Source organism: Psychroflexus salinarum (assembly GCF_042677225.1).
Taxonomy (GTDB): Bacteria; Bacteroidota; Bacteroidia; order Flavobacteriales; family Flavobacteriaceae; genus Psychroflexus; species Psychroflexus salinarum.
Window position 1 is genome coordinate 196,914 of sequence record NZ_JBHTIV010000006.1, and the last position, 19,638, is coordinate 216,551.

Consider the following 19,638-nt stretch of genomic DNA (forward strand, 5'->3'; position numbering starts at 1 on the left):
ATAGATGCAAGAAAATGAAATTGTTGAGACGACAGAGAAAGCGTGGTCAGACTTAACAACAAAAATTTATAATTGGGCAGATTCCATTGTAATGAATCTACCCAATTTCTTAATTGCCATAATAGTCATCATTCTATTTGTGATTTTTGCAAAATATGCAAGTAGATTAGTTGATAAAATTTTTAGAAAAAGTACTGCACAAGATTCTATCAGAACAGTTTCAGTAAAGGTTTTCAGAGTTGTTATTATTTCTTTTGGTATATTTTTAGCTTTAGGTATATTAAATTTAAATTCTGTCCTTACTACTATTCTTGGTGCTGCCGGTGTACTAGGTTTGGCTGTGGGATTTGCATTACAAGGAACACTTCACAATACTTTTTCAGGGATCATTATTAGTTTTATTCCAAAGCTTCAGATTGGCGATTGGATAGAAACTAATGACTTTGCAGGTTTTGTAGTTGATATTAATCTGAGAAGCGTCATTATACAAACTGTAGATTATAACTTAGTTGTCATTCCAAACTCTAAAATTGTTGATGCACCTTTCAAAAATTTTAGCAGAACACCAAGAGGTAGAATTATTTTAGAATGTGGTGTTGGTTATGAAAGTGATTTGCCAAAGGTCCAAGAAATTACTGAAAACGCCATTAAAGAAATTTTTGACCAGCAGGCTGGAGAAAGTATTCAATTCTATTATACTGAATTTGGAGATAGCTCTATAAATTACCAATTAAGATTTTGGGCAGATGTTGCCAACCAAGGCGATGTTTATAAATCTCAACATAACGCTATTTTAGCAATTAAAGCTGCTTATAACAAGCATAATATTAATATCCCATTTCCAATACGCACTTTGGATTTTGGTAAGAATAAGTTCAGGTCTGAAAAAATTGATATCAGAAATGTTCAAGATTAATTAAAAAACCCCGATGTATTAACCTCGGGGTATATTTTGATTTCAACTTAAAATTTATTCGAATTAAAAATTTGCAGAGTAAACTACTAAAGTGTTTAAATCATTTGCTTGTATAGTTTTTCATACTGGCAAACTACCTTTTCGACGTCAAATTTTTCAGCTATTTCTCGAGCCCCTTTCTTGAAGCTTTCTAAAATCTTATCTTCAGATAAAATCTTTATTCCATTGAAAGCCATATCTTCCACATCTCCAACATTGCTTAAATAGCCCGAAACACCATGCTTATTTACTTCAGGAAGTCCTCCTGCATTTGAGGAAATAATTGGGACTCTATGAGCCATAGCTTCAAGTGCTGCAAGTCCAAAACTTTCCTTTTCTGAAGGTAGAAGAAATAAATCTGAATAGCATAAAATACGTTCAATTTCATTGCTTTTACCAAGAAATATAACTTTATCTTTAATATTAAGATCTTTAGCTAAATTGGCAGCCTTTTCTCTATCAGGTCCATCACCAACTATGATTAACCTTGACTTTATTTTAGATTGAATCCTATAAAAAATTTCAATCACGTCGTTCAAACGCTTTACTTCTCTAAGATTACTGACATGTGTTATAACTTTCTCGTCTTCATAAGCAACCATATGTCGTTTACAGTCTTCAAAAGTTTCTTGGAGATTAGAAATATCTATAAAGTTTGGTACAACTTCAATTTTTTTCTTGATATCAAAAATATCTAATGTATCTTTCTTTAAGCTTTCAGAAACAGATGTTACAACATCACTTTTATTAATACTAAAATTTACGGCTGGTTTGTAAAAAGAATGACTACCTACTAAAGTTATATCTGTACCATGTAGAGTAGTCATCATAGGTAATTTTATTCCTTCTTCCAGCAGCATCTGTTGAGCCATAAACCCAGCATAGGCATGCGGAATAGCATAGTGTACATGTAGAATGTCAATATTGTGCTTTTGTACTACTCTTACCAATTTGCTTGAAAGCGCCAGTTCATATGGCTGATAATGAAATAATGGATATTCTGGAACTAAAACCTCGTGATAATGAATAGAATTACTCAAGTATTCTAGTCTTACAGGTTGCTTATATGTTACAAAATGAATTTCATGACCACGTTTTGACAACGCAATTCCAAGTTCTGTAGCTACTACTCCACTCCCACCAAATGTAGGATAACACACTATGGCTATTTTCATACTTTAAATTATAGTTACCAAAAGTAGAAGTTTGAAAATTATCATAGTCTTAAACTAATCTCAAATTAATTTTTGGATTTTAAATTTTCATAAATAAAACCTTGAATTTTGGTTCTAATGTCTTCAGTTATCAATTTAGTATTGGACGCATCAGGATGAATTCTGTTTGAAAGAAAAACATAAATAATATCTTCTTCTGGGTCTGCCCAAGCATAGGTCCCGGTAAAGCCAGAATGACCGAAACTTGACATAGAAATACAACCACATGTAGGACCAACATCTTCAAGCTGAGGCTTGTCAAAACCAACTCCACGCCTTACATTTTGTTCACAGTAATAACAGGTATTAAATTTTGTCATTGTTTCTGGGTTAAAATAATTCTTACCGCCAAAATTTCCCTCATTCAAATATAATTGCATAAAAGATGCAACATCACGGGCATTACCAAATAATCCAGCATGTCCACCAACACCACCTAACATTGCAGCCCCTTGATCGTGAACAGTCCCGTGAATAAGTTCATTTCTCCATTCAGAATCAAACTCAGTCGGAACGATTTTATTTTTATCAAAATACTGTAGTGGGAAATATTTTAGATGATTAAGTCCCATAGGTTTATAAAAGTATGTTTCTGCTAAAGTATTTAAAGGTGCGTTGGCTTCTTTTTCAATAAATCGTTTTAAAAAATAATATGGTAAATCTGAATATTTATACTCTAATGTATCTCTCAATTCGCTTTCAGCAATTTCAGCATAGATTGAGTCACGATAATCAGTTCTTAAATACATATTATTTGCTATCTTAATACTGAAGTTTTCAGAATTTTCAGTAGCATAATACTTATTTTTATCGTCAAGAGTACTTTTATAAAAAGGAATCCATGGCTCTAGTCTTGCGTAGTGCGATAACATATCGAGAACACTAATATTTGCTTTATTGGTAGTTGCAAGTTCTGGAAGAAGTTCGTGAAGCTTTGAGTCTAGACTTAGTTTACCCGACTCTTCTAGCGTCATTAAAATAGGTAAAGTTGTCAAAATTTTGGTAAGAGAAGCCAAATCATATACATGATTATCTTCCACTTCTATATTTTTATCATAAGTATGATATCCGAAATTTTTATCATAGATTATTTTTCCTTTTCTGGCAATCAGTATTTGCATGCCAGGAGTCATTTCTTTTGCTAAAGCATAATTTGCAAGTGAATCAACTTTAGCCTCAAACTCAGAATCAAAACCTAAATTTTGAGAATAGTCTATGCCAAGTCTTCCATTTGATTTCAATCTATAACCAGTTCCAACTGGAAAAGCTGAAGAAATACTGACAGGCAATTTACCATTTGTAGATAATGCACCAAAAATTTGCTGAGCTGCGACAGATTGAGCTATTTCACTATTCTGATATACTTGTAGAATCGCATCTACATTAATAAAACTTTTAAGGTCAAGAAGACTGTAAGGTCTTGAAAAATTGACTAGTGTAACTTTATTATTTTTTGAAATATAATTGATTAAGCTTAATTCATGAGGAGTAAATTTATAGTCTGTCCAAGGATTTGCATCAGATTTATGAAAACCAATAATTATGTGATCAAAATCTAATTGCATATTATTTTTTATAATAGAAACCTCATTTTCAATCTTTTTAACGTTAGCATACGTGTTCAGAGTTTTATAAAACTTTTCACCACTATCATCTCCGATCTCTAAGTATCCTATGTTCTGATATTCAATATCATTTATAGGAAGTATTCCCATATCATTTTTTATCAACGTACTAGCATTTTCAATTGCAAGCTGATATATGGCATCATTTTCTTTTGAATTTAAGTCTTCTGTCAAATTGGAAGTCTCAATAGGTTCGAAGTCATTTAAACCAACTTTATACTTAGCATATAAAATTTTTTTGACTGATTTTTCCAATCTATTTTCTGAAATCTCTCCTCTTAATACTGCATTCTTTATAATTTGAATGGCTTTAGGAACATTTTCTGAAATCAATAATATATCACTTCCGGCTTTAAAGGCTCTAAGGTCAACTTCACCTGGAGAATTATTATCACTTGCACCTTTCATATTTAAAGCATCTGTAATTACTAGACCTTTAAATTTGAGTTCTTCTTTAAGTAATTCAGAAACAATTTTAGGAGATAATGAGGATGGAAAATTCGGACGATTATCAAGACTTGGCACGTTAAGATGTGCAACCATTACACTACTTACTCCTTCGTTAATCAACGCTTTGAATGGCTCCAGTTCAACACTTCTTATTCTATCTGCAGAAAAATTAATCGTGGGTAGTGTTTTGTGTGAATCTTGCCGTGTATCTCCATGTCCAGGGAAATGTTTTGCACTTGTCAAGATTCCAGCATCATGCATCCCTTTCATAAGAGCTACAGAATGAGAAATTACAATTTCTTTACTTTCACCAAAAGATCGGTTACCAATTATTGGGTTTTCAGGATTTGTGTTAATGTCTGCTACCGGAGCAAAATTGATATGAACGCCAAGTCTTTTATTATGTTTTCCTATCTGATAACCAACTTTCCGAACGATACTTGTGTCTTGAATTGCACCTAAAGTCATATTCCAAGGAAAAGCATAAGTAGAATCCAAACGCATCGCAAGTCCCCACTCTGCATCCATACCTATAAGAAGTGGAACTTTGTTTCCGGTTTGGATATCGTTGGTAAATTGAGCCTGTCTATGTGGCGTACCTTTAGAGAAAATGACACCACCTACGTGGTTTGATTTAATAAAACTTTTTATAGACTCAAGTTCACTATCAGATTTGTTTGTAAAAACGTCAATCATAAACAATTGTCCGATTTTTTCTTCCAGGCTCAAATTTGTATAAACAGATTCTACCCATTTTCTCTGTAAATTGATATCTTCAGAGAATAGGCTGCTTTGTGAGAAAACACAATTGAATGAAAAAAAAGTCATCATAAAGACGACTTTCAAGTAGTTTTTAAAAATCATATGAAAATTATAGTAAACGGTTGTGCCAGCTTTCGGTCATCGGCACTTCCCAAAATTCTTTATATTCAGCTTTTGTATTCACAAGATTGTTGAAAACAATTGTTTGAGGAGAAACAGCTTTTTGCTTCACCATCTTTTTAAAATCTAAAAGAGTTTTGTGAGCAACAAATTCGCCGTTCTTGTAACTAACATTCATTTTATCCAATAAATCTACATTATATTCTTTTTCTAAACTTTGAATAAAATGAACTGATGCATCTATAGAACACCCGCTTGCATTTGCTTGCGATTCATCCAGGCCCAGAATAATAAATCTATTATATCTTATTTCAAAACCTGCTTTTAGAGCTTGTCCATGAACTGTCCAACTCGTCAAAAAAGTTTCAATTTTAGGTTTTATATCTTCAAGTTCACTTTGACTAAATCCTCTATTGGCTTGAAAAACCCATACACGTGATGAGTCTGGTAACTCATTAAATCCTACTACCATAAATTTTATAAATCTTCTGCATTAGCAATCATTTCTACTACGTCCAAAACTTCAATCTCATCTTGTTTATCCTTATTTTTAACACCATCAGTCATCATAGTATTGCAAAATGGGCAACCAGCAGCAATAACTTCAGGCTTCACCTCTACTGCTTGTTCTGTTCTATGAATGTTTACTTCTTTGTCTCCTTTTTCAGCATCTTTAAACATCTGTGCACCTCCAGCTCCGCAACACAGACCTTTAGATTTACAAGATTTCATTTCGACTAATTCTACTTCTAGTTTGCGTAATAAATCTCTTGGAGCTTCATATTCTCCATTGGCTCTACCCAAGTAGCAAGGATCGTGATAAGTAATTTTTTTTCCTTTGAATTTACCACCTTCAACTTTCAATCTACCTTCATTCAAAAGTTGCTTTAAAAATTGAGTATGATGAATTACTTCATAATTCCCACCCAAAGAGGGGTATTCATTTTTAATTGTATTGAAACAATGAGGACAAGCGGTTACTATTTTTTTTACTTCATAACCATTTAAAACCTCAATATTGGTCATAGCTTGCATCTGAAATAAAAACTCATTACCAGCTCTTTTAGCAGGGTCTCCAGTACAGCCTTCTTCTGTTCCTAAAACTGCAAAATCGACATTAGTGTTGTTTAAAATCTTTACAAAAGCTTTGGTGATTTTTTTGGCCCGGTCATCAAAACTACCTGCACAACCTACCCAAAATAGAACTTCAGGTTGCTTTCCTTCTGCTAAATATGATGCCATTGTAGGCACTTTTAAATTATCACTCATTATTTATATCTTTAATCTTTAAATACTTGAATTGTCTCTTTTTTATCTACTAAATCTGTAAACTGACCTTTATACCGCGTAGCCTTTACTATATGATTATCAATCCAGTGGTAATTTCCACCTCTAGGTTTACCCATTAATAAACTATGGTAATTGAATCCATGCTTTTTAAGCCAATCTTCGGTAACTTTTCTGTGTTCTTCAACTCTTGATGTGAAAAAACAAATTTGATGACCTTCTTCATACCACTTATTTACAGTTTCCAAAGCATCAGGAAAAGGTTTACAGGTGGCCATTCTCTTCGGTTCTTCATTTGGAACATCATCTGTAATAGTTCCATCTATATCAATAAGATAATTCTTCACACCATCTGGAAGACTTGGACTTATTTTTTGTCCTTTAGAATCTTTTTGCTTCTTTGACATAATTAAATAATTAAACTTCTTCTTTTGCCCAGTTTAATCTATCCTGTTGATTATAAGGCCATGGTGCTGAATTATTTTCAATATTGGACATCGCATTGTTTAATTCTGTTGGAGCAGCACTTTCTTCCATGACTAGATATTGTCTCATATCCATTATTATAGATAATGGATCAATGCCTACAGGACAGGCATCAACACAAGCATTACAAGTTGTACACGCCCAAAGCTCTTCACGAGTAATATAATTATCGAGAAGCTGATTATCTGCAGTGATTTCCTCTTTTTTCTCTATTTTTTTACCAACTTCTTCCAATCTATCCCTAGTATCCATCATTATCTTTCTGGGAGATAATTTTTTCCCAGTTTGACTAGCTGGGCATTCAGAAGTACAACGTCCACATTCTGTACATGTATAAGCACTTAATAATTGAAACCAATTAAGGTCTTGAACATCACTCGCTCCAAATTTTTCTGGAACGTCATCTTCACCCTCTTCAGGCTCAGCGTATGGATCTGCTTCTGGATCCATCATCATTTTTACTTCACTAGTAACTGCATCAAGATTCTTGAATTTACCTAAACTGTCCAAATTTGAAAAGTAAACATTTGGAAAAGCTAGTAAAATGTGAAGGTGTTTGGAATAATATAAGTAATTCAGAAATATTAAAATTCCAATAATATGAAGCCACCAAGCTGTTCTTTCGATTATAATCAAAGTATCAATGCTCATTGAATCAAAAATAGGAACCAAATATTGACTAATAGGGAATGAACCTGAAATACCAGCTTCAGCTGCGTAGTGCGGTGCTCCTAATAGTTGTAGTTGATAATCTGCTGCATTCATGGTTAAGAAAAGAACCATTAAGACAACTTCAAAATAGAGAATGTAATTGGCATCATTTTTAGGCCATCCTTTTAGTTCTTTTGATAGAAACCTTTTAATGTTCATCATATTTCTTCTTATCCAAAATACTATAACACTAACTAAAACTAAAAAGGCTAGAATTTCGAAACTACCAATTAAGAAATCATATACAGGTCCAAGAAATGAAAATATTCTATGAGTTCCTGCTACACCATCAATTATAATTTCAAGGACTTCGATATTTATTATTACGAATCCTACATATACTATTATGTGAAGAATACCAGCTATAGGTCTTGTTACCATTTTAGATTGACCTAAAGCCACCCTCATCATTTTTTTGAATCGCTGGTCTTTTTTATCAGTTCGATCTAAATCTTTACCTAAGTTGATATTTCTTTTAAGTGAAGAAACATTTTTTATGAAAAATAAAATTGCTCCAACTAAGACTATTATAAATAAAATTTGTGGTAAATATTCTAACATATTTATTATTCTTCAGGGTTTTCGTATTTTTTATTATTCTTTCCAAATAAAGAAAAATGAACATAACGTTTTGGATTCAGTTTAATGTCTCGCATAAGTTCCTCCATTTCTTTGGTTGCATTTTCTAAATTTAGATAAAACTGATCGTCGTTAAGTAGCTTACTTATACTTCCTTCACCATTGTTCAATTTATCTGAAAATTTATTAAGATTTGAAATGGTTTCATCAGCATTCTGGACAATTTTATTTAATTCAATTCGAGATAAGGTGTCAGAGAATTTAGACAAATTATCTGCTGTTTGACTAAATTTATTTATAGAATTATTTATTTGCTCTTTATTTACCTTTAAAACACTTTCAATATCAGACGAAGATGAATTCAATGAACCAAGAGTGCCGCTTAAATTTTCTATAGATTTTTTCAAATTATTCCTGGTATCCATGTCCAGAACATAGTTTATTGATTTCAGCAGACTATCCACTTCAACTACTGCATTAGAAATCTTATCTTTTAGAGGTGTTAATTTTTCATTTACAAGCTCTATCAAACCTTCATCTACAGCAGATTGTAACGTATCACCAGACTTGGCGATATCACTAAAATCATCATCTAGTTCAATTTTCATAGACTTGCCACCGATTAAACCACCACCATAAATTTTAGCGACACTTTCCTTAGGAAAACTAAATTCATCATTCAAATTCATCGTAACTAGTAGTTGACCAGATTTCATAAAATCAATTTCTGTAACTGTTCCTACCTGAAACCCATTGATAGTTACAGAAGCAGATTTACTCAGACCTTCCACATCGTCATAAACTGCATAAAAAGTTCTTGATGTATTAAATAAATTATTTCCTTTCAGGAAATTATAACCAAAAATAAATAAGGCTACTGCTACTATGGCTAGAAAGCCAACTTTTACTTCTTTTTTCAAAGGATATTATTTTATTTCAAATGTAGTAAACTTTAGTGTAAACTAGTTATTAACTCTAGTATTGAGCGCTTTTTTTATTGAAATTTTATCACCTGCGGAATTAAAAGCAACGACAAATGCAGAAGTATACCCCTCTGCTTTAGCCCTATCCCTTAGGGTCTGAGCACTCATGTAATTATTGGTCTCTCCAAATAAATATTTATACAAATCATTTTCTTGATATCTAGTTATTGGAGACAAGCGTTTAAAATTTTCCGGGCTTGGATCTATTTTTCTTGAGCTCGCAGCAAGTTGAATTTTAAAAGTAACAGTGGAAAAATCTTCCATTACATCACTAGAACTCACTCTATATTCGCTTAGTTCAGATTCTAAAGCCTTTACATTTATGATATTTTTGTAATCATTTATTCCATCTACAATTGCATCTGCAAGCTTTGTTTGTCCTTTTAAAGAATTTAAAAAAGCACCTTCGGCTTTATTGGTTAAAAAACCTGTTTCTATCAAAACACTTGGCATATAAGTTTCTCTTAAAACAAGAAAACCAGCCTGCTTTACTCCTCTGTCTTTTAAAGACATGGTGCTTGAAAATTGTTTTTGAACAAAATTGGCAAGCAAAGCACTCTGATCTAAAAATTCTTCTTGCATAATTGAAAACCCAATATAAGATTCTGGAGATTCGGGATCAAAACCATCGTACTTGATTTGATAATCCTCCTCAAATTTAATAACAGAATTCTCTTTCATTGCAATTTCTAAATTGTCTTTATTTCTATGTAAACCTAGAACAAAAGTTTCCGTACCCGATGGAGAGCTATTAGCAACTCCATTACAATGAATAGATACAAACAAATCTGCGTTAGATTTGTTAGCGATTTCTGCTCTTTTATCTAAAGGAATAAAAACATCTGTTTTCCTTGTATAAATGACCTCTAAGTCTTCGTATTTTTTTAGCTGCTCTCCTACTTTAAGAACAATCTTTAAAGCTATGTCCTTTTCATAATAATTATTTCCAGTATTTCCAGCATCTTTACCACCATGCCCAGCATCTAAAACCACTACAAATTTATTTGTACTAGACTGAGAATAAATGAGGTTAGAGCTTGACAGTAATACTATTAAAAGAAATAATAATCGAAGACGAGTGTTAGGTCTAAACATGGATTTTACAATTCTTGATGTTATTCGAAACTTTTTTAGGAAGCATAAAAATAAAATGTAATTTTGGGACTTCTTAATAATGGCCTCTTTTACAAAAATAGTACTAAAAGCTTTGCGTACAAACTTACTTTACATACTTTTTTTTATTGCACTTCTTTTGAATTTCGGCCTTTATGGACAAGAAAAAGAATCACAAAAAACTGACCTTGGTTATTTAATCAATAATAAGGCCGATTCTATTACTCAAAAGATTAAATATGTAATTGGAGATACTCTTTCTCAAAACCAAACAGTTAAAAAACGTGAAACATTGACTGATGTGGTGGACGCTTTTGCAAAAGACTACAAGCGATTATCCAGGAAAGAAAATAAAATGTATCTCTACAATGAAGCAGTTATTGAGTATGGTGATATGATCATAAATGCAGGAAGGATCGTCATGGATAATTCTACAAAAGAGGTTTTTGCTGCAGGTATTATTGATTCTACAGGAACTTACACCCAAATGCCAACGTTCAAGCAAGGTCAAAATCTAGTGGAACCTGATAGTTTAATCTTCAACTTCGATTCTCAAAAGGCATTAGTTTTCAATTCAAGAACTGAACAAGGCGGTTTTAAGGTAAAAGGTGAAATTTCGAAAAGACAGAACGATTCCATTTACTATTTAGCAAATGCAAAATTCACAACAGCAGAAGATATAGAAGATCCAGATTACTATTTTTTTGCTAGAAAGATAAAATTTGTTCCTGATAGTAAAATTGTGACCGGCTTTGTGAATATGTATATAGCTGATGTCCCTACACCACTAGGTTTACCTTTTGGATATTTTCCGTTGACAGATAAACAATCATCTGGCTTCATCATTCCATCTTATGGTGAAAATAGGAATAGAGGATTTTTCTTACAGAACGGAGGATACTACTTTGCTTTAAGTGATTATGCCGATTTGGCAGTACAAGGAGATTACTATACTAATGGTAGTTACGGACTACGTCTAGAAAATAATTATAAAGTAAGATATCGTTTTAATGGTAACGTAGCATTCAGGTACGAGAAGTTATTACTCGAAGAGCGAGGTTTCCCAGACTTTAGCGAGACCACGGTTTATAACCTTAGATGGAGCCACAATCAAGATCAGAAGGCAAATCCATCATCAAGATTTTCGGCATCTGTAAATTTAGGCTCCAGCGACTACTACCAACAATCTGTAAATCAAAACAATACAGGGAATTTCTTAAATAATACTCTGAATTCTTCTATCTCCTATTCGAAAACATTTGAAGGAGAACCTTCAATGAATTTAAATATATCTGCGACACATAACCAGAATACGAATACTGAAGTCATTAACCTCACATTACCAACCTTGCAGTTTAGTGTAGGTCGAGTTTTTCCTTTTGCTCCAAAAGCAGGAGCTAAAAAAGGAGCTATACACAATATTAATCTACAATATAACTTAAGAGCTGAAAATCGAATTACCACAACAGACTCCTTATTTTTTCGCCCTGAAATGTTTGAAAATGCAGATGTTGGGGCAAGACATACAATTCCTATATCAACTAACTTTAAAGTATTTGATCACTTCAGTGTAAGTACAAGTGCAAATTTTAATGAAGTTTGGACACTTAAAACCTTCGATCAGCGATTTGATGAACAATTACGTCAAGTTGAAAGAGATACTATTAGTGGATTTGATTCCTACAGAACTTACGATTTTTCTACTTCAGTAGGAACTACAGTTTATGGTATGTTTGATTTTGGTGATAACAAAAAAATTAAAGCCATAAGGCATGTTGTAAGACCTTCGGTTTCCTACAATATAAGTCCTGCCTTTGACCAATATTACGATGAATACACAAGGACTGGAATCGCTGGACTTGAAGATGAGGTTGTAGAATATTCAAGATTTGAAGGAACACTCAATGGAGCTCCAGGTAATAGGTTCTCCAGCAATATGTCATTTAGTATTACAAATGATATTGAAGCTAAAGTCAGGAAAAAAGATTCGACGCTTACTGGTGATGATCGCTTCGAGAAAAGAAGTTTGTTAAGTAACTTTAGCTTAAGTACCAATTATAATTTTGCTGTTGATTCCCTTAATCTTAGTCCTATTTCAGTAAGAGGGACATTACCGGTAGTTCAAGATAAGTTATCGATTAACTTTTTGGGTTCATTGGACATGTATGCCTTAAATAGTAATAATCGAAGAATAAATACTCTCAATATCAATAATGGTGGAAGCTTATTTAGACTTACAAGAGGTAACTTGAGTTTCAGTTATTCATTTTCTAATAAAGACTTTCAAAAAGATGAAGAAGAAGATGATGAGGGAAGAGATGATGAGGAATATGATTCTGAAAGTTATAGAAATGGTGGACGCCCCGATAATCTTTTTGGTTCAAGTGAGATGATGAATCGACGGAATCCAAATAAAGAATCAAAAAGTGATGAGAATGAGTTTTATAATTATTCAATACCCTGGAACTTAAATTTATCTTATACGATGACTTATTCTAACCTTGCTAGAGAAAATGAGATTAGTTCGCATTCGCTAATGTTTTCTGGGGACGTGGAATTATCTCCCACGTGGAATGTAGGTGTATCTTCTGGGTATGATATAAAAAATAAAGGGTTTTCATTTACACAACTCAGGTTTGCCAAAGATTTAAAAAGCTGGCAAATGAGTTTCAACTGGACACCATTTGGAACAAGAAAATCTTGGTTTTTCTTTATTGGTATAAAGTCAAATATTTTACAAGATGTGAAATATGATAAGAACAGAGAACGTGATAGAACTTTAAGATAATTCATTATGAAAAAAATTATTAAGACTAAACATGCTGCTTCTCCAATTGGCCCCTATAATCAAGCTGTAATGGTAAACGGTTTTCTTTATACTTCCGGTCAAATCGCTATAAATCCAAATACTGGAGAAACTGAATTTGACTCAATAGAGCACGAAACAAATCGTATTATGAAGAGTTTAGAAGCCATCTTAAGTAAAGCAAAATTAGATTTTTCACATGTTATTAAAGCAAGTATCTTTATTTCTGATATGGACAACTTTACCAAAATCAACGAAATTTATGGTTCTTACTTTGATGATGAAACTGCACCAGCCAGGGAAACCGTTCAAGTTGCAAGATTGCCTAAAGATGCGAATGTTGAAATTAGCCTTATTGCTTTTCAAGGATAAATTATATGCTTTTAAGCCTCATTGACTGGGTAATCATTATAGCCTTTTTTGCAATAAGCCTTGGAATTGGTATTTATGCTTCAAGATCCAGTGGTAAAAATGCAAAGAATTTCTTTCTATCTGGCAGGAATATGTCTTGGTGGTTGCTGGGCATATCAATGGTTGCAACGACATTTGCAGCAGATACTCCTGGACTTGTAGCAGGAATAGTAAGAAATGATGGAGTTTATGGAAATTGGGTCTGGTGGAGTTTTCTTCTTACGGGAATGCTTACTGTATTTTTCTATTCCAAACTCTGGAGAAAGAGTGAAATCAGTACAGATTTAGAATTCTATGAACTTCGTTATAGCGGTAAAAGTGCAGCATTTTTAAGAGGGTTTCGAGCTATTTATTTAGGAGTATTCTTCAACATTGTTATTATGGCTACTGTTTGTTTGGCAGCTATAAAAATTGGTCATGTGATGTTTAATTTTTCTGCTGTGGAATCTTTAGTGATTTCATGCTCAGTTACAGTTTTATATTCAATGCTTGGAGGTCTTAAAGGTGTTATTCTTACAGACTTTATTCAATTTGCTATCGCAATCACTGGAAGCATTTGGGCGACTATTTATATTGTAGAAATGCCCGAAATAGGTGGCTTACAAGAATTACTATCAGTTCCTGAAGTAAACGCAAAAAGTTCCATTTTTCCAGACTTTTCAGAACCTAACGTATTTATTCCTATCCTAGTCGTGCCTTTGGCTGTACAATGGTGGAGTGTTTGGTACCCAGGTGCCGAGCCAGGTGGCGGTGGATATATTGTTCAGCGCATGCTAGCTGCCAAAAACACAAAACATGCAACTCTTGCCACTCTACTTTTTACAGTTGTACATTACGCTGTAAGACCATGGCCTTGGATAATAATCGGTCTAGCTTCTATAGTTTTATTCCCTGATCTGCAGAGTTTAGCTCTTGCTTTTCCAGACCTAAATCAAGAGTTTATTAAAAATGATTTAGCTTACGCTGCTATGCTTTCATATCTCCCTGCAGGACTTTTGGGTCTAGTTGTGACATCTTTGATTGCTGCATTTATGAGTACAATTTCTACGCATCTCAATTGGGGAAGTAGTTATGTTGTGAACGATTTTTATGTTAGGTTTTTAAAGCCTGAAGCTTCTGAAGGTAATAAAGTATTAATAGGTAGACTTTCCACTTTGTTAATGATGATTTTTTCTGCTCTTTTAGCTCTTGTACTAGAAGAAGCAAAAGAAGCCTTCGACTTATTATTACAAATTGGAGCTGGTACAGGTCTTCTTTTTATACTGAGATGGTTTTGGTATAAAATAAACCCATATAGTGAAATAGCCGCCATGCTTTCGTCATTTATAATTGCAGTTATATTTTTTGTTGGAAAAACAAATAATATTTGGCAAATAGAATCTCACATAGAGCTTGTTATAGGGGTATTGATAACAACTTTTATATGGGTTGGAGTTACTTTACTAACTAAACCATCATCAAAAGAAACAATCGAATCTTTTGAATCAAAAGTCTTTGATAATAACCAAAAATTTGATGGGTTTAAGTATAAAATAATTGGTTTTGTAGCTGGTGTTGCTGGAGTTTATTCTGCATTATTCGCTACAGGATATCTCATTTATAATAACATTACTCTTTTTGTAGTATCTACAGCAATATGCGTAATGTCAATATTACTTCTAATATTTTACTGGAAAAAAATTATTAATTAGAACCTCTATTTGAAGGGAAATTGATATAAGAAGGTAGCTTGATATAATTATCATCTTTCTTTTCCGTTTTTTTCTTTTCTTCTTTAGTGATTTCTTGGTTTAAAATTTTATTTATCAACTCCTTGAAGGAGTCAAAATCTACTGTATAGGATAGACCAACTCCTTGAGTGTATCCCAATTCTTCTCCAATAAACTGAATATCACTTTCTCTATTAAATACATTTGCTCTTAAGCTTCCTGTTTCATTCAAGAGAAAATTAATCTCTACGTCACCAAAGACAACAGATTCTGTAACTCCACCTACTGGAACTCCAAATCTACCATTGATCAAAACTCTATCGCTTATCTTTGTTTTGATGGAAAGCCCCACTCTATCCGCGAGATTATTTTGAGTAAGACTTCTGTCATTTTGTTGATAATTTAGTCCAAGTTTAAATCTGTTATCCTCCTTGGAAATAATATCATCCACAATGCCAGACGCTCTTTCTATTAAATTACCAGTTATGGCATTTTGTCCAAGACCTGCTTGACTATAAAAAGTACCTTGAGTTACCAGAGATAAAGCCTGAAGTTCTGTATTCTCTCTACCTTGAACTCGATACTCTAGCTCGCTTTTTACTACTGATGATAAATTAGGATAATTTAAACTGAATTCTATATCAGGCTGAATTATTTGACCAGTTAAATTTATGAGAACTTCTACAGGAATTTCACGGTTGACTGATGGGTTTTCAAGTAAAATCGCAGGATTAGCTTCAGTCACATATTTTGCTTGTACATCGATGTTTGCTCTCACAGGATCTCCATTCCAAGTTAAATTTGAGCCTGGAACTACCTCAAATCGCTTCTGAACTAAACCAGAGTATTTGAAATTGTATTCACCTTCGTAAGCAACAAAGTCTCCATACATATTGAATTTTCCATTTGTATTGATTTCTATCAAAAGTGTCCCCGCTCCTCTTCCTTTCAAGCTACTGCCACTTTCAGGATCAACAACAATTTCTACTTCAGCATCCTGAGTTATATCCAGGTCAAAATTGAGACTAAGTCCTTTTACCTCCTTCAATTCTATCTTCCTACCAGCTTCCTTGGAAAGTTTATCTTCTAAACTTAGGAAATAAATAAAAGAATTATCTCCTAAAGATTCAGAATCATCTAATGGAATTTTAAAAACTGTATTTTTCTGAGTAATGGCATCCACATTTATTTCTATTTCATCTGTAGGTCCAGCTATTGAAGCTGTTCCATCGATAAATGCAGTTCCATAATAAAGATCACCTTCATTAAATTTAGTATCTAGAGCAACTAAGTTATTTGAACTAATATTTAAATCTAAATACCACTCACTAAAATTTTGATTGCTAATATTACCATTTAGTAAACCTTTCGTTTTGTATTTAACATCAGTGAGACCAATATTGTCAAAATAAAAGTTTTTATCTTTAAACTGAATTTTCGAATTTTCATCAAAATCAAAATCAATATTCAAGTATGGAACATTGATTCCCGCTTTATTTAAAAATATCTCTCCGTTGAAAAACGGATTATTAAGCTTGCCAGATACGTCTACATTACCAGAAGCAAACCCTCGAATATTAGAAAGAACATCTTCACCAAAAACACTTAATGAGCTTAAATCAAATTCATTAATATTAACATCAACATCAAAATATTGTTCATTTTTGATTGAAAATATAGATCCTTCTGCTTTAAATAATAAATCATTACTCAATTTCAATTCTGAAAGCAAATCAAAGGAACTTAAATCCTTATTTCCATTTGCTACCAATGAAAACTGACCATATTCCACCTCATTAAATCTAAAATCTTCAATTGTTATATCTAGGTTTGGAGCATATAAATTATTTTTTTGGAAAACATCCAGTCTTCCATCCAATAATCCAGCAAACTTGATGCTATCTTGTTTTGGTACAATATCTGCAAGTTCCACCTTATCAAAGGTTAGCTCCAAATCTTTAAAAGTTGAGTCTCTTAAAATTCCATCCAAAAGAATGGATTGCTTTCCACTTGTAATTTTTAAGGAGTCTACTTTGAAATTTTGAAAACCACGTTCTATCTCTACTTTATTCTTCTTATCAGAATCTCTATTAATAAACCATAAATTGTCGTTATAAACAATACTTGAACGTTTAAATCCAAATGTAGATTTATCATCACTATTCAATGTTTGATAAATGCTTAAGTTGAAATTATCTTTTAGCAATTTTCCACCTTTAAATTCAGTCCTAACGAACAGCGTATCTTTAAGGTTTACATTTATCATATTGAAATCTGAAATATCATAAAATGAAGTGATAATACTTTCAATCTCAACATATGAGTTATACAAAGGATTGTCTGTGTCTATTTGGATATTAATATTGTCAAGTGAGTTTTCATAAATATTAAGATGAGGAGATCTAAAATTTAATGTAAAATCATTTGCATTTGCATCTATACTACCTCTTATGAAGGTTTTTGGAGCAACTTCAATTTCGGGAAAAAATACTTCTACAATTTTATTGTAAATATTGAGATTAAAATCTACGAATTGATTTTTAAACCTAGAATCTTTTTTACTTCTGAAATATAAATTTTCAATAGCATCAGAAAAAAGTTGTGGTAAAGAAGTTAATTTGAACTCACCATCCAGTTTTCCACTTACTACATCTGGACTATCAATACTTATAGTTTGTTTATTTTTATCGAAATATGATTGAATGATTAAATCCTCGAAATTATAAGTTTCATAAGCATTTTCATATTTAAAAGAATTGAAGCTGAGTTTACCACTTAGTTCATCCAATGAATTTCCTTCAAGATCAACTCTCAATTTGCCTTCAAAATCTGCTATTGTATCACGTGTTACAATATTCAACTTGGATAAGTTAGCATAATCAATATCAGCATTAAAATTATAGGTGTTCTCTTTTCTTGAAGCGTCCAAAAGTCCTTCAAAAGAAAAGAGAAAATTTGGATCCAGACTTTCTAATTTCCCGTCAAAATAAGGAGCTTTTAGATTACCATTGAGTCTTATATTCTTGTATTCGTAATCATTTACTTCAATAGAATTTATAGTTCCTTCTGCTAAGGTATTAAGTGAAGATTTAGTAAATCCTGAACCATTCACATTTAAACTGAAGGTGGTATTTCCCAGAGTTTTAATCCCTAGAAAGGATGCTAAATTGAATTCGACTACATCCAAAAACCCAGTATATTTAACAGTTTCTGGACTTTGATAATCTTTAAAATTTAAATTTAAAGAAGCCTTGCCTAGTTTGGAATTTAAATCCATAACTGTAAATAATTCGTCGTTTGATAATTCTATTTTCCCTTTAAGATTTGTAGAGCCAAATTGCTTAAAATAAATCGGTAAATTTTTTTCTAAATCTCTTGGAAAAAGAGCAATAAGATCTTCGTAAGTAGTCGACATGTCCAATGAAGAACCCTTCATCTTGAAAGGAGAATTACCAAAGGAATTTTCAAGCTTAATATCAGCATTTATTTCTGTAGTCTGGATTCCTTTTATATTTAGTGAATTCAAGTCAAGATCATTGAGTTGACCCGAAGCTATACCTGTTATATTTAACTCCTGAGAGTAACCAAAACCATCATAGAAACGACGTAAATCTGTACTTGAAATTAATGAATTATTAAATTTTGCATCAACGTTTACCTTATCAAAAAAATCTTTTAGATCTTCTCTTTCATAATTAAACTCTAGTTCTCCTTCAATATGAGAGTATGGAGTCTCAAGCATAAAATTTTCAAGATTCATACGACTTGGACTATAAGAAAATCTTGTCTTAAAATCTTCCACCAGAATCCCTTGTTTGAGAATTCCCGACATTCTCCTGAGGTTAAGATTTAGGTCTGGTCCAAGTAATTTAAAATTTGATATATTGAAATCTAAATCACTAATTGAAAAAGTAGGTTCTTGACTTATATTTTCGTTTATGACAACAAAATCACTTTCAAAAGCAAGTACTCTATTTATTTTGAGCTGAAATGGTTGACCTGAAGTTGTAGTAGTGTCATTTAGCTTATCAATAAATTTAGTAAACTCGTCAGTTTCTTCATTTCGATATTGTTTCAGTTTAAACCTTAGTTGATCAATTTCAGTATTAGAAAAATGAAGATTTTTGCCAGAAATATTCGCAAGGTTTATTAAAGATGTCGATAGAGATTTAGTATAGATGATAGTGTCTTCATAATCGTCTCTTAAAAGCAGCTCATCTAAGACGATATTTCCCTTATAGTTAATACTCAGCCTACTAACATTTAGGTCAGTTTCATAAGCTTCATTAAAGATATTTGTAAGTTTATTTCCGTAATAAGTCTGGACTTGGGGAATCAAAAAAACAAGTACGATGAGTAATAATATCAATATTACGGCTGTAACTATTTTCTTAATAAAATTCCAAAGGGATTTAAGCACTCTAACT

13 protein-coding genes are annotated in these 19,638 nt (G+C 32.4%); 4 read left to right on the plus strand and 9 right to left on the minus strand.

Features of this window, described 5'->3' with window-relative positions; genetic code table 11:
- Positions 1-4 precede the first annotated feature (4 nt).
- Positions 5-916, plus strand: a complete 912-nt coding sequence (locus ACFQ0R_RS06750) for a mechanosensitive ion channel family protein (protein ID WP_379657625.1) — start codon at positions 5-7, stop codon at positions 914-916.
- A gap of 95 nt (positions 917-1,011) precedes the next feature.
- Here the strand turns inward: ACFQ0R_RS06750 and bshA are convergent, their stop codons facing one another.
- From bshA to ACFQ0R_RS06790, 8 genes are all read right to left on the minus strand, one after another.
- A complete protein-coding gene (gene bshA / locus ACFQ0R_RS06755; protein WP_379657626.1) occupies positions 1,012-2,130 on the minus strand; it encodes an N-acetyl-alpha-D-glucosaminyl L-malate synthase BshA in 1,119 nt (372 codons plus the stop codon).
- Positions 2,131-2,195: 65 nt separating this feature from the next.
- Entirely contained in the window at positions 2,196-5,072 is a 2,877-nt protein-coding gene (locus ACFQ0R_RS06760; RefSeq protein WP_379657645.1) for a glycoside hydrolase family 3 N-terminal domain-containing protein, read from the minus strand.
- A 43-nt stretch (positions 5,073-5,115) separates the two neighbouring features.
- Positions 5,116-5,598, minus strand: a complete 483-nt coding sequence (locus ACFQ0R_RS06765; protein WP_379657627.1) for an ABC transporter ATPase — start codon at positions 5,596-5,598, stop codon at positions 5,116-5,118.
- Positions 5,599-5,603: 5 nt separating this feature from the next.
- Entirely contained in the window at positions 5,604-6,395 is a 792-nt protein-coding gene (locus ACFQ0R_RS06770; protein WP_379657628.1) for a (Fe-S)-binding protein, read from the minus strand.
- 11 nt (positions 6,396-6,406) lie between these two features.
- A complete protein-coding gene (locus ACFQ0R_RS06775) occupies positions 6,407-6,820 on the minus strand; it encodes an LNS2 domain-containing protein (RefSeq protein ID WP_379657629.1) in 414 nt (137 codons plus the stop codon).
- A 10-nt stretch (positions 6,821-6,830) separates the two neighbouring features.
- Positions 6,831-8,171: a 4Fe-4S dicluster domain-containing protein gene (locus tag ACFQ0R_RS06780; RefSeq protein ID WP_379657630.1), complete on the minus strand. Its 1,341-nt coding sequence runs from the start codon at positions 8,169-8,171 to the stop codon at positions 6,831-6,833.
- Positions 8,172-8,176: 5 nt separating this feature from the next.
- Positions 8,177-9,109, minus strand: coding sequence for an MlaD family protein (locus ACFQ0R_RS06785; RefSeq protein ID WP_379657631.1), 933 nt, complete (start codon positions 9,107-9,109; stop codon positions 8,177-8,179).
- 42 nt (positions 9,110-9,151) lie between these two features.
- Positions 9,152-10,267: an N-acetylmuramoyl-L-alanine amidase family protein gene (locus tag ACFQ0R_RS06790; RefSeq protein WP_379657632.1), complete on the minus strand. Its 1,116-nt coding sequence runs from the start codon at positions 10,265-10,267 to the stop codon at positions 9,152-9,154.
- Positions 10,268-10,346: 79 nt separating this feature from the next.
- Here ACFQ0R_RS06790 and ACFQ0R_RS06795 point away from each other — a divergent pair, with 79 nt between their 5' ends.
- The 3 genes from ACFQ0R_RS06795 to ACFQ0R_RS06805 are packed head-to-tail and all read left to right on the plus strand — an operon-like array spanning position 10,347 to position 15,193.
- Positions 10,347-13,073, plus strand: a complete 2,727-nt coding sequence (locus tag ACFQ0R_RS06795) for a putative LPS assembly protein LptD (RefSeq protein WP_379657633.1) — start codon at positions 10,347-10,349, stop codon at positions 13,071-13,073.
- A gap of 6 nt (positions 13,074-13,079) precedes the next feature.
- Positions 13,080-13,463, plus strand: a complete 384-nt coding sequence (locus tag ACFQ0R_RS06800) for a Rid family detoxifying hydrolase (protein WP_379657634.1) — start codon at positions 13,080-13,082, stop codon at positions 13,461-13,463.
- A 5-nt stretch (positions 13,464-13,468) separates the two neighbouring features.
- Complete coding sequence (locus ACFQ0R_RS06805; protein ID WP_379657635.1) at positions 13,469-15,193, plus strand: sodium:solute symporter family protein; 1,725 nt, start codon at positions 13,469-13,471, stop codon at positions 15,191-15,193.
- Here ACFQ0R_RS06805 and ACFQ0R_RS06810 read toward each other — a convergent pair.
- Positions 15,186-19,631 (minus strand): translocation/assembly module TamB domain-containing protein, encoded by a 4,446-nt coding sequence (locus ACFQ0R_RS06810; RefSeq protein ID WP_379657636.1) that lies wholly within the window; start codon positions 19,629-19,631, stop codon positions 15,186-15,188. The two genes, ACFQ0R_RS06805 and ACFQ0R_RS06810, sit on opposite strands and share 8 nt — an antisense overlap.
- Positions 19,632-19,638 lie beyond the last annotated feature (7 nt).